At 76.4% G+C, this 12,460-nt stretch carries 10 protein-coding genes; 9 read left to right on the forward strand and 1 reads right to left on the reverse strand.

What is annotated here, in order from left to right; all coding sequences use genetic code 11:
- Nucleotides 1-35: 35 nt before the first annotated feature.
- Entirely contained in the window at nucleotides 36-839 is an 804-nt protein-coding gene (locus tag ACVWNX_RS31035; RefSeq protein WP_454411508.1) for a glutamate racemase, read from the forward strand.
- Nucleotides 840-912: 73 nt separating this feature from the next.
- Nucleotides 913-1,476, forward strand: coding sequence for a hypothetical protein (locus tag ACVWNX_RS31040; protein ID WP_454411509.1), 564 nt, complete (start codon nucleotides 913-915; stop codon nucleotides 1,474-1,476).
- Nucleotides 1,477-1,696: 220 nt separating this feature from the next.
- Here the strand turns inward: ACVWNX_RS31040 and ACVWNX_RS31045 are convergent, their stop codons facing one another.
- Nucleotides 1,697-2,773, reverse strand: coding sequence for an O-antigen ligase family protein (locus ACVWNX_RS31045; protein ID WP_454411510.1), 1,077 nt, complete (start codon nucleotides 2,771-2,773; stop codon nucleotides 1,697-1,699).
- A 211-nt stretch (nucleotides 2,774-2,984) separates the two neighbouring features.
- Here ACVWNX_RS31045 and lnt point away from each other — a divergent pair, with 211 nt between their 5' ends.
- The 7 genes from lnt to ACVWNX_RS31080 all read left to right on the forward strand — a co-directional run bounded on the left by lnt (nucleotide 2,985) and on the right by ACVWNX_RS31080 (nucleotide 12,437).
- Complete coding sequence (lnt, locus tag ACVWNX_RS31050) at nucleotides 2,985-4,601, forward strand: apolipoprotein N-acyltransferase (RefSeq protein ID WP_454411511.1); 1,617 nt, start codon at nucleotides 2,985-2,987, stop codon at nucleotides 4,599-4,601.
- A gap of 51 nt (nucleotides 4,602-4,652) precedes the next feature.
- Nucleotides 4,653-5,126 carry an NUDIX hydrolase gene (locus ACVWNX_RS31055; protein ID WP_454411512.1) on the forward strand — a complete coding sequence of 158 codons (474 nt, stop codon included), beginning with the start codon at nucleotides 4,653-4,655 and terminating at the stop codon, nucleotides 5,124-5,126.
- Between the two features lie 929 nt (nucleotides 5,127-6,055).
- Complete coding sequence (locus tag ACVWNX_RS31060) at nucleotides 6,056-6,925, forward strand: potassium-transporting ATPase subunit C (RefSeq protein WP_454411513.1); 870 nt, start codon at nucleotides 6,056-6,058, stop codon at nucleotides 6,923-6,925.
- A 1-nt stretch (nucleotide 6,926) separates the two neighbouring features.
- Entirely contained in the window at nucleotides 6,927-8,576 is a 1,650-nt protein-coding gene (gene kdpA, locus ACVWNX_RS31065; RefSeq protein WP_454411514.1) for a potassium-transporting ATPase subunit KdpA, read from the forward strand.
- Nucleotides 8,577-8,691: 115 nt separating this feature from the next.
- A complete protein-coding gene (locus tag ACVWNX_RS31070) occupies nucleotides 8,692-10,056 on the forward strand; it encodes a ferric reductase (RefSeq protein WP_454411515.1) in 1,365 nt (454 codons plus the stop codon).
- Between the two features lie 335 nt (nucleotides 10,057-10,391).
- Nucleotides 10,392-11,291: a glycoside hydrolase family 19 protein gene (locus tag ACVWNX_RS31075; protein ID WP_454411516.1), complete on the forward strand. Its 900-nt coding sequence runs from the start codon at nucleotides 10,392-10,394 to the stop codon at nucleotides 11,289-11,291.
- A gap of 381 nt (nucleotides 11,292-11,672) precedes the next feature.
- Nucleotides 11,673-12,437, forward strand: a complete 765-nt coding sequence (locus ACVWNX_RS31080; RefSeq protein WP_454411517.1) for a DUF4118 domain-containing protein — start codon at nucleotides 11,673-11,675, stop codon at nucleotides 12,435-12,437.
- The last annotated feature ends 23 nt before the right edge of the window (nucleotides 12,438-12,460 follow it).

The raw sequence follows: 12,460 nt of genomic DNA on the forward strand, positions 1-12,460 counted from the left end.
CGGGCCCGAACCCGCTCATCGTCTATGGTGACCGGGTGAAGATCGCGCTCATGGACTCCGGAATCGGACTGCTCGCCGCCGCCGCGGCGGTACGGAGACTGCGCCCCGACGCCGACCTCGTGCTCTCCTCGGACCCCGACGGCATGCCCTGGGGCCCCCGTACCCCCGAGGACCTCACCCGACGGGCCCTCGCCGTCGCCGGGGCCGCCGCCGAGCGGGGCGCCGACGCGCTGATCGTCGCCTGCAACACCGCCTCCGTGCACGCCCTGCCCGCGCTGCGTGCCCGGCTCGAACCGGCGCTGCCCGTCATCGGCACCGTGCCCGCGATCAAGCCCGCCGCCGCGGGTGGCGGCCCCTTCGCCATCTGGGCCACCCCCGCCACCACCGGCAGCGCCTACCAGCGCGGACTCATCACCGAGTTCGCCTCCGGCGCGGACGTCACCGAGGTGCCCTGCCCCGGTCTCGCGGACGCCATCGAGCACGCCGACGGGGACGCCGTCGACCGCGCCGTCGCCGCGGCCGCCGCCCTCACCCCGGTGGGCGTACGGGCCGTCGTCCTCGGCTGCACCCACTACGAACTGGTCGCCGAACGGGTCCGGGCCGCCCTGCGCGGGCCCGCCGCCACCGGCCCCCAGGACCCGCCCGCCCTGATCCTGCACGGCTCGGCGGGCGCCGTCGCCGCCCAGGCGCTGCGCCGGATCGGGGTCGCCCCGGACCCCGCCGCCGCCCCTGTCGGATCCGTCACAGTCCTGCACGGCGGACGGCCCGCCGCCCTCGCCGAGCGGGCCCTGACCTACCCCGAGGGACGGCTGCTGGCCGCCGTGGGACAGGCCCGGTAGCCCTCGCGGACCTTCCGCCGTCACGCTCCGTACGCCCGCGCCGCACGGCGTGTTCGTCGGTACGCTCGACAGCATGAGGGACCACGCGCACGGCGACCGGGGCCCCACCGAGGCCCCCGTCGCGATCTGGACCGGACGGGCGAGCAACCGCGTCCAATGGCTGCTCGCGCTCGCGGGCGCCGCCTGCGTCGCGCTGGGGATCGAGCTGGCCGTCGTCTCCGAGTGGGACAACGGCGTCCTCGCCCTGGTGATGTCGGTCGTCGGCTGCATCGCCGCCGGACTGCTGGTGCTCTTCGGCACCCTGGCCTTCGTCCATGTGGCGGTCCGGGTCGACCAGGACGCCCTGGAGGTGCGCTGCGGTCACATGGGGCTGCCCCGCCGCCGCATCCCGCTCGCCCAGGTCGTCGGCGCGGACTTCGCGCCCGCCGTCACTCCCCGGCAGTGGGGCGGCTGGGGCTACCGCTGGCGGCCCGAGATCGGCACCGCCGTGATCGTCCGGCGCGGTGAGGGCGTCGTCCTCAGCCTCGGGGACGGCCGCAAGTTCACCGTCACCGTCGACGACGCCGAGGCCGCCGTCCGGGTCATCCGCGACCGGCTGCGCCCCCCGACGGGCCCCACGGCGCCCACCGCCGTCTGACCGCCGCCCTCCGGCCCGGCGCCATGACCCACCGCCGTCTGGCGGCCTCCCCGACGGGCCCCACGGCACCCACCGCCGTCCTACCGGGCCCGCCGGCCTCCCCACGGGCGCCCACGCCGTTCGCCGCCGTGGCGGACGGGAGCGTCGCCGCGCTGGGCCGGTTCGCGGGGGCTCGGCGGACTGACCGCGCCGGCCGTCCGACCGGCCGCCGCGTCCGGGTTCAGCCGGGTACCGGCGTCAGCGGCCGGGCGGTGGCCAGTCCCGCGAGCAGTCCCGCGCCCACCGTCACCGCGGTGAAGCTCAGCGCGTCGCCCACCGTCGCCAGCGCCGCCACGGCGGTCAGCGCCGCCCCCGCCGTCACCGCCACCGCCGTCGGCCGGGGCGAGCGCAGCAGGGTGTAGAGCACCCAGCCGAACGCCAGCGCCAGCAGCCCCACCCCCACCAGCCCCTGCTCGGCCGCCTGCTGGAGCAGCGCCGAGTGCGGACGGCCGTCCGGGACGAGGGACTCCGCCACCGTCGGACTCAGCTCGCCGAAGCGGTCCGGACCCACCCCGAGCACCGGGTGCTCCCGCGCCAGCTCCAGCGCGTCCCGCCACAGCAGCAGGCGGTAGGAGGTCAGCGGGGCCTCCAGCAGCGCCAGCAGCCCGTCCGGGAGCGCCCCCTCCGCGATCGCCCAGGCCGCCCCGGCGGTCGCCGCCGCCCCCGCGCCCAGCACCCCCAGGGCGAGCGCCCGCCGTCGCGGCCCGGCGGCGGCCGAACACAGCACCACCCCCGCGCAGAGCGTCAGCCCCGCCGTCGAACCGAGGACCCCCGCCGCGACCGTGACCAGCAGGGCCAGCGTCCACGCCGCCCGGCGCGCCGCCCGGCGCCGGGCCACCCACGCCGTACAGCACGCCGCGCCCGCCGCCAGCACCAGCAGCGCGGCCGTCGCGCCCCCCTGCCCCAGCGGGGAGGAGCCCTCCGGCGCGGTCCGCACGTGCGGCAGCAGGAAGGCGAGGACCAGACCGGTCAGGGCGGCGGTGGCGAGCGCGCCGACCGGGACCAGGGCCCCGTAGATCCGCCCGAACGCGTAGGACGCCGCCACCGCGAGCGCCGCCAGGAGCACCCCCTCCGGGCGGCCGCCGTTCACCGCCGCCGTCACCAGCGCCCAGCCCGAGCAGACCGCCAGCAGCACCACCCCGACCGGATCGGCGGCGGTGCGGCCCTCCGCGCAGGCCGACGGCTCCGGCGCGCCCGCTCCGGACCGGCCGTCGGCGGGGGCGTGCCCCGGGGCCCCCGTACCGCTCCACGTCCCCATCCGCCGTCCCCCCGACGTCGTGACATGCCCCCGAGGCCGTGGGAAGCGGCCGTCCGTACGGGGCTGTGGCTCACGGTAACCGCTGGTGCCCCCGCGCGGGGACGGGTTGCGCGAGATCGCCGTCCGGTGCGGTGTCCGCCGCACCGGGGGCGCCGTGGACGGGAGGCGTACGCCCCGGTGCCCGGTTCCGGCCTGGTCGTAGACTCCTGGAGTGACCGTCATCGCCACTCCGACAGACGAGCCGGGACGGCTCGCCCCGCCGCCCGCCGACACCACCCGGGCGGCCCGCTGGGCGCGGCGGCTCGCTCCGCTCCTCGTCGCGGCGCTCTCCGGGGCGCTCCTCTACGCCAGCTTCCCGCCGCGCGTCCTGTGGTGGCTGGCCCCGGCCGCGTTCGCCGGGTTCGCGTGGGCGGTGCGCGGACGCTCCTGGAAGGCCGGACTCGGACTCGGCTACCTCTTCGGACTGGGCTTCCTGCTGCCGCTGCTGGTGTGGACGGGCGTCGAGGTGGGCCCCGGACCGTGGCTGGCGCTGGTGGCGATCGAGGCCGCGTTCGTGGCGCTGGTGGGCGCGGGCGCCGCCGCGCTCTCCCGGCTGCCCGGCTGGCCGCTGTGGGCCGCCGCCCTGTGGATCGCCGGGGAGGCCGCCCGGGCCCGGGTCCCGTTCGAGGGGTTCCCCTGGGGCAAGGTCGCGTTCGGGCAGGCCGACGGGGTGTTCCTGCCGCTGGCCGCGCTCGGCGGCACCCCCGTCCTCGGCTTCGCCGTCGTCCTGTGCGGCTTCGGTCTGCACGAGGCGGTCCGGCTGGGCGCGGGCGCCCGGCGCGGCACCGCCGTGCGGCGGGGCGCGGCCGCCGTCGCCGCCGGGGCGCTGCTGCTGCCGCTGGTCGCTGCCCTCGCGGCGCGTCCGCTGGTCAGCGCCGCCGCCGAGGACGGCACGGTGACCATCGCGGTGATCCAGGGCAACGTGCCCCGGCTGGGCCTCGACTTCAACGCGCAGCGCAGGGCCGTCCTCGACAACCACGCCAAGGAGACCGAGCGGCTCGCCCGGGAGGTCGCCCGGGGCCGCGCCGAACGGCCCGACCTGGTGCTGTGGCCGGAGAACTCCTCCGACATCGACCCGTTCCGCAACCCCGACGCCCGTGCCGTCATCGAACGGGCCGTCGCCGCGATCGGGGCCCCGGTCTCGGTCGGCGGGGTGGTCACCACCGAGGACGGCAGGCTGCTGAACGAGCAGATCCTGTGGGACCCCGAGAAGGGCCCCGTCGACACCTACGACAAGCGCCAGATCCAGCCGTTCGGCGAGTACCTGCCGCTGCGGTCGATCGTCACCGCCGTCAGCAGCGACGCCGGGATGGTCCGCAAGGACTTCAGCCGGGGCTCCGAGCCGGGCGTCTTCGCCATGGCGGGCGCCCGGGTGGGCCTGGTCACCTGTTACGAGGCCGCGTTCGACTGGGCGGTGCGGGACACCGTCCGCGAGGGGGCCACCCTGCTGTCGGTGCCCAGCAACAACGCCACCTTCGGCCGCAGCGAGATGACCTACCAGCAGCTCGCCATGTCCCGGGTGCGCGCCGTCGAGCACAGCCGCACCGTCGCGGTCCCCGTCACCAGCGGGGTCAGCGCGGTGATCCTGCCGGACGGCCGGGTCGTGGACCGCACCGGGATGTTCACCCCCGACTCGCTGGTGGCCGAAGTGCCGCTGCGCACCGGGCAGACCCCGGCCACCCGGCTGGGCGTGCTGCCCGAGGCGCTGCTGGTGCTGGTCGCGGCCGGTGGGCTCGGCTGGGCGGGCGCCCTGCGGGTCCGCGCGCGCCGGGCGGCCACCGCCGGGTGAGGGCGTCCGGCTCCGGTCGTCGCCCCCGCCCGAGGCCCTATCGTCGGTCCCATGGCTACTCCTGAATTCATCTCCACCCTCCGCGCCACCGCCGGGCAGCAACTGCTCTGGCTCCCGGGTGTGACGGCCATCGTGTTCGACGACGAGGGCCGGGTCCTCGTGGGCCGCCGCAGCGACAACCGCGAGTGGTCGGTGATCGGCGGCATCCCGGACCCGGGGGAGCAGCCCGCCGCCTGCGCGGTGCGCGAGGTGTACGAGGAGACGGCGGTGCGGTGCGTGGCCGAGCGGGTGGTGCTCGTCCAGGCGCTGGAACCGGTGTCCTACCCCAACGGGGACGTCTGCCAGTACATGGACGTCACCTTCCGGTGCCGGGCCGTCGGCGGCGAGGCGCGGGTCAACGACGACGAGTCGCTGGAGGTGGGCTGGTTCTCGCTGGACCGGCTGCCCGACCTGAACGAGTTCAGCCTCACCCGGATCAAGCACGCGCTCGCCGACGGTCCCACCTGGTTCGAACCCACCGCGTGAACCGGTGCCCCGCGCGGTCGCTCACCCGTCCGGGTGGATGCCGACGGGGTGCTCCTCCCGTGCCTTTCCCGGCCCGTCACCGCGCAGGTGACGGGTCGGGGTGCTTTGGGCGCCCCCCGTGTTGCGCGCTTCTCCCCCCCACTGGGGCGCGCCGGACGTTTCGCCAGGGCGCTTCGCCCCCGGAGCGGGGCCGTCCGGGGTGGTCGCGCCGTTCCTCGCGTCCCTGAGGGGGCTGGTGTCCGGGGTGCGTTGTTCGCTGCGGGCCGGCGGGGGTTGCTCGCGCCGTTCCCCGCGCCCCTGGCGGGGCTGCTGCCTCGGGTGGGTTGTCTGCTGCGGGGTGTCCGGGGTTGGCCGCGCCGTTCCCCGCGCCCCTTTGGGGCGGTTCGGTGGGGTGTTTTTCCGCGGGGGTGGTGGGTTGGTCGCGCTGTTCCTCGCGCCCTTGGCGGGGCTGCCGCCTCGGGTGGGTTGTCTGCTGCGGGGTGTCCGGGGCTGGTCGCGCCGTTCCCCGCGCCCCTTCGGTGCGCGTCCTGGCGGTCTTTACGGACCCGTTGGGCGGGCCCCGTCAGGGGCGCGGGGAACTGCGCGAGCGGCCACGACGGGCCGTGAGGAGGGAGACGGCCCCGGCGGCAGGCTCCCTCGGGGCGCGAGTCAAGCCGGGAGGGGCCTTGTCCGGCGGTGGGGCGACCGGTGGCGGACGTTCGTGGGGTCCGAGGTCCGGGGCCCGGGGCGACGGTCGGGCCGGTGGTGCGTCAGCGTCGTGTCAGGGCACGGCGGTCGGCCGTATGCGACGCGTCAGGGCCGAGGGAGGCCCGGCGGGGCGACCTTAGCGTCGGCGGCGCGGCCGGGGCGTCCCCGCCCGGGCCCGTCGCTCCCGTTCGCCCCGGCGGGCGCCCCGCGCGTCCGTCCGCCAGATCCCGAGGCGCCCCACCATGAACCGACCGCTCCTTCGGCCGCCGGCCCGGGCCAGGACGCCCCTCGCCGCCGTACGCGTCGTCCTGGCCCTGACCCTGCTGCTCGGCCTCGGTTACCCGCTGGCGCTGACCGCCGCCGCCCGGCTCTCCGACGCGGTCGGGGGCGCCCCCGGACCGGACGACGCGCTGATCGGCCAGTCCTTCAGCGGACCCGACGGCCGGGCGCTGCCCGGTTACTTCCAGCCCCGGCCCTCGCACGCCGGACGCGGCTACGACGCCCTGGCCTCCGCCGCCGGGAACCTCGGCCCCGAGTCCACCGTGGACACCCCGCCCCGGGACGGCCGCCCCGGCACCCCGGGCCTGCTGACCCTGGTCTGCTCCCGCAGCGCGGAGACAGGGGAGCGGGAGGGCGTCGACGGCTCCCGCCCGTACTGCACCGACGACGGGGTCGGCGCGGTCCTCGGCGTGTACCGCGCGCACGGCGCCACCGGTCCCGTCACCCGGGTGGTGAGCCTCAACCAGCCCTGCCCCGCGCGGCCGTTCCGGTCCCGCTACGCCGGGGTCGCCGTCCGCTGCGCCCCGCCCGGCGAGGACCACCGGTCCGCGGTGGTCACCCCGGTGCGCGGGGACGCCCCCGCCCGGCCCGCCGTCCCCGGCGACGCCGTGACGGCCAGCGGCAGCGGCCTCGATCCGCACATCAGCCCCGCCTACGCCCGGCTCCAGACCGCCCGGGTCGCCGCCCGGCGGGGCCTGGCCGCGCGCACCGTACGGGAACTGGTCGCCGACCACACCACCGGCCGCGCGCTCGGCGTCCTCGGGGAACCGGCGGTCAACGTCGTCACGCTGAACGCCGCCCTGGACCGGCTCCGTCCCGGACGGGGGGTCTGACGTGCACGGCTGGCTCCAGGCCGCCCTCGTGCTCGCCGTGGTCGTGGCGCTGCACGTCCCGCTCGGCGACTACCTGGCCCGCGCCCTCGGCGGCGACCGGCACCTCCGCGCCGAACGGATCCTGTACCGCTGCTGCGGCGTCGACCCCGACCGCGAACAGGACTGGCGGCACTATCTGACCGCGCTGCTGGCGTTCTCCGCGGCGGGCGTCGCCGCGCTCTTCGCGCTCCTCACTCTCCAGCACCTGCTGCCCTGGTCCACCGGCCACCGGGGCGTGCCGTGGCTGCTCGCCCTGCACACCGCCGTCAGCTTCACCACCAACACCAGCTGGCAGAACTACGCGGCCGAGGGCACCACCGGGCACCTCGCCGTGATGGCGGGCCTCGGCACCCAGGCGTTCGCCTCGTCCGCCGTCGGCGTCTGCGTCGCCCTCGCCCTGATCCGGGGCCTGGTGCGACGGGACACCGACGCGCTCGGCAACTTCTGGGTGGACCTCACCCGCACCCTGTTCCGGGTGCTGCTGCCGCTGGCCGTCGTCGCCGGGGCGCTGTTCATCGCCCTCGGCGTCCCCCAGGACCTCGACGCCGCGCGGACGGTGACCACCGTCGCGGGCGGGACCCAGACCCTCCCCAGCGGCCCGGTCGGCTCCTGGGAGTCCGTCAAACTGATGTCGGGGGACGGCGGCGGCTTCTTCAACGCCAGCAGCGCCCACCCCTTCGAGAACCCCTCGGCGTGGACGCACGCCCTGTCGGTCGTCCTGATGCTGCTGGTCCCGGCCGCGCTGCCGCGCGCGTACGGGCGGCTGGTCGGCTCCACCCGGCAGGGCTGGGCCCTGTTCGCGGTCGTCGGAACGCTGTTCGCGCTGCTGGCCGCCGCCGCGACGGTCGCCCAGGACGCGGCGGGGGGCACCGTCCCCCAGGCCGTCGGCGGGGCCCACGAAGGAACCGAGACCCGGATCGGGGTGCCCGGTTCCACCCTCTTCGCCATCGCCGCGACCGCCAGCGCGGACGGTGCGGGGGCGGCGTCGTACGACAGCTTCACCGCGTTCGGCGGCGGGGTGCTGCTCAGCGCGATGATGCTCGGCGAGATCGCCCCCGGAGGCACCGGCAGCGGGCTGTACGGGCTGCTGATCGCCGTCCTGGCGGCGGTGTTCCTCGGCGGTCTGATGACCGGCCGCACCCCCGGCTACCTGGGCAAGTCCCTCGGTCCGCCGGAGATCCGCCGGATCGCCCTCTACACGCTGGTCGCCCCCGCCACGATCCTGCTCGCGGCGGCCCTGGCGCTGGCCCTCGGGCACGGCGAACCGTCCATGGACGACACCGGTCCGCACGGACTGACCGAACTCGTCTACGCCTACACCTCCAGCGCGACGGGCAACGGCAGCGCCATGGCGGGCTTCGACGGGACCACGCCCTTCCACCAGTCGCTGATGAGCGTGGTGATGCTCGTGGGCCGCTATCTGCCGATGGCGCTCGTCCTCGCCCTCGCGGGCGGGCTGGCCCGGGGGCGTCCCACGGCCACGACGGCCGGAACCCTTCGCACGACAGGTGTCACCTTCGGCACCCTGGCCACAATGATGGCGCTGCTCCTCGCCCTGTTGAGCCATCTGCCCGTCCTGTCCCTGGGCCCGTTGGCGGAAGGGCTGCGCTGAGGACCCCGGGATACGGGAATCCGGCCGTTCCCCGTACGTCCCGCCCCAGGGTGAACCGGCGCGGAACGACGTACGTACCCCTCCCCGGAACGGGCGACCGGCAGGAGGAGACGACGTGTCCGAACCTACGCGTGCCGTCCACGCCGCTCCGCGTGCCGTCCGCCGTCCGGTGGTGCCCGGACCCGCCGTCCGGCCCGCCGTGCTGATCGTCAGGTCCATCGCCGGGATCGGCGCCCTCGGGGCGTGCTGTCTGTGGTGGTCCGGCACGGGGGCCGGGCGGTCCGAGGGGGGCGCGGGGGGCCGCCTCGTCGCCGGGGGCCTCCTCGCCGGAGTGCTCGCCGGTTACTCCGTCGTCCTCCTGCTGCTGTTGGCGGCACGGGTGCCCCGGCTCGACCGGAGCCTCGGCACCCACCGGCTCGCCCACTGGCACGCGCGACTCGGCCGGATCACCGCCTCCCTGACGGCGGCGCGGCTGGCACTGCTCCTCGCCGGGCGGTCGCTGACGGAGGGACGGCACCCGGTGGACCCGGCCGCCGCCCTCCTGGGCCGTCCGGACACGGCGCTGGCGGCGGCGGCCTCGGTGTTGTTCCTCCTCGCGGCGGCGGTCCCGGCCGGGACCGCCCGGCGGCGGCCGGGGCACGGGACCCGGCACGTCCTCCGCCTCCTCGCCCACGCCGCCGTCTGCCTCGGCTTCTGGCACCAGCTCTCGTCCGGGGCGCCGGGCGCCCGCGCCGTCTGGTGCGCGCTGTACGGCACGGCGGCCGGGGCGCTGGTGTGGTTCCGGGTGCTGGGGCCGGTGCGGTGCGCGCTGCGCCACCGGCTGGTGGTGACCGGGGTGCGGCCCGAGGCGCCGGGGGTCGTCTCGGTGTACCTGACCGGACGTCGGCTGGACCGGCTGGGCGCCAGACCGGGGCAGTTCCTGCGCTGGCGGTTCCTCGCCCCGGGACTCCGCTGGACGGCGACCCCGTACTCCCTGTCGGCGGTCCCCGACGGCCGTACGCTGCGGATCACCGTCAAGGGCGTCGGTCCCCGCAGCCGCGCGCTCGCCGGGATCGCCCCGGGGACCCGGGTGTGGGCCGAGGGGCCCTACGGCGCGCTCACCCGGGACCGGGCGCGCACCGGCCGGTCGCTGCTGCTCGCGGGCGGGATCGGGATCACCCCGCTGCGGGTGCTCTTCGAGACGCTGCCCGGTGACACGGTCCTCGTGTACTGGGCCCGGGGCGCGGCCGATCTGGCGCTGCGCGGGGAACTCGACCGGATCGCCACCGAACGGGGCGCCCGGGTGGTCTACTCGGTGAGCGCCCCGGACGGCTACCGGGTCCCGCTGGACGCGCGCAGCCTGCTGCGGCTGGTTCCGGACCTCGGACGGCGGGACGTGTACGTGTGCGGTCCGCCGGGGCTGACCCGGGCCGCGCTGACCGCGTCGGAGGAGGCCGGGGTGCCGGGCTCCCGGTTCCACTACGAGTCGTTCGCCCGCTGACCCGGGGTTCTGCTTCCCCCTTGGCCCGCAGAAGAGTTGATGGTTCATCAGTTCGGCTGTTGAGTCAGGGAGTTGAGGGGCCGTCCCATCGGTGGGTGGTCATCGTCCGCCGTCCTCGCGGGGGTTGTCCGGGAGTGTGGCGTTCCGGTCTGCCCCGGTCGCCGTCCGGCCGTAGGCAGAATGCTCTGAACCCTTGACTGGTACAGACCAAAGCGCTTGAGTAGGCACCCCACCCCCCACAACGGCCCGCCCGTCACGCAGGGAGCCGCCCCACCCGGCCCCGCGCAGGACGTCCGATCGACCCCGGGCGAGCCGTACCGCACGAGGAGAACAGCATGTCCAAGCGACGCCTCACCGCCGCGCTCGCCTCGCTGGCCATCGCCACCGGCGTCACCGTCGCCCTTCCGGCGGCGCAGGCCGTGGCCGCCCCCTGTTCGAGCTACCCGGCATGGCAGCAGGGCACGTCGTACGCGGTCGGCGACATCGTCCGGTACCGCGACGGGAAGGCGTACATCGTCGAACACGCCAACCCGGGGTACGACCCCACCGTCTCCACCTGGTTCTGGAACCCGTACGCCTGCGAGACCGACCCCGCCGGTCCCGAGACCCCCGCCGGGGACTTCGTGGTGACCGAGTCCCAGTTCAACCAGATGTTCCCGGGCCGGAACTCCTTCTACACCTACGCCGGGCTGAAGGAGGCGCTCAGCGCCTACCCGGCGTTCGCCATGACCGGCGGCGACACGGTGAAGAAGCAGGAGGCCGCGGCCTTCCTCGCGAACATCAACCACGAGACCGGCGGCCTCGTGCACATCGTGGAGCAGAACACCGCCAACTACTCGCACTACTGCGACACCACCCAGCCCTACGGCTGCCCCGCCGGGCGGTCCGCCTACTACGGCCGCGGTCCCATCCAGCTCAGCTGGAACTTCAACTACAAGGCCGCGGGCGACGCGCTCGGCATCGATCTGCTCAACAACCCCTCGCTGGTCCAGAACAGCGCGGCCGTCGCCTGGAAGACGGCCCTGTGGTACTGGAACACCCAGAAGGGCCCGGGCGTCATGACGGGTCACCAGGCGATGACGACCGGCGCCGGGTTCGGCCAGACCATCCGCAGCATCAACGGCGCCCTGGAGTGCAACGGCGGCAACCCCGCGCAGGTCCAGAGCCGGATCAACAGCTACCAGCGCTTCGCCGGGCTCCTCGGCGTGGGCACCGGGGGCAACCTCTCCTGCTGAGCCTTCCGGCTCGGCGGTCACCGACCAGCGGGCGCCCGGGGTGAACCGTCCCCCGGGCGCTTCTGCTGTTCTCCGGCTCCGTCGCCGTTCCCCTCCTTCCTTCCGCGTTCCCTCCGGTCGCGCTCCGGGGCCTTCCGGCGTCCTTCCGGCCCCGGTCTCCGGTTCCGTCCCGGCCGGTCCCGGGACCGCGTCAGGGCGCCGTCAGGATCGGGACCGCTCCGTGCCGACCGGCCCGCCGGGGCGGACGCTGGAGGTACCGGGGCACCGGCCCCGCCGGTCGTCCGGCCCGTGTCAGGTCCGGTCCGACCCCGTCCGATCCGGTCCGTGCTCCCGTCCCGGGAGCGGACGAGCGGATGACCGCACGACGGCGGGAGGCCCACGATGCGCGTCCGGATCCCCTCCCGCCACGACCGTCTCGCCCTGACGGCCGGACTGGTACTGCCACCGGCCACCGCCGCCGCGCTGGTCCCGGCGCGTGGCCTGGTGACCTCCGCCGTGCTCGCCCTCGCGCTCGCCGTGGCCGTCGTCGCGGTGGCCGTGCTCGGCTGCCGCGCCGCCGCCGTGCTCGCCGCCGTCGGTGCCGCCTGGTGGTTCGACCTGCTGCTGACCCGCCCCTACGGGTCCCCGCGCGTCACCGACCCCGGTGACCTCGTGACGGCGCTGCTGCTCCTCGTCATCGGGCTGGCCGTCGCCCGGACCGCGACCCGCGCCCGGCGCTCCGAGGCCGTCACCGTCGCCGACGGGGCCCGGATCGCCGCCCTGCGCGACACCGCCCGGCTCACGGAGCGGCGGCGGGCGCCGCAGGACGTCGTGGAGCTGGCACGGCGCGAACTGGTCGCCGTCCTCGGGCTGCGCGGCTGCCGGTTCGAGTACGGCACCCTGCTCGGCCGTCCGCCCCGCCTGGAACCGGACGGCACCGTCACCGTCGACGGCCGTCCCCGGGACGTGGAACGGCGGGGGTGGCCCACGGGGGAGACCGAGCTGAGGGCCACGGCCGGGGGACGCTTCGTCGGACGGTTCCTGCTGGACCCGGGGGAGGGGGCGGTGACGGCCCCGCGCGCCCGGACCGTCGCCGTGACGCTCGCGGACCAGGCCGCCGCCGGGTGGCTCGCGGCCACGGCGGCGGCCGCTCCGACCGGCTCCTGACCTCCGGGCCGCCCGGCTCCCGC

Source organism: Streptomyces sp. JNUCC 64, from assembly GCF_054484115.1.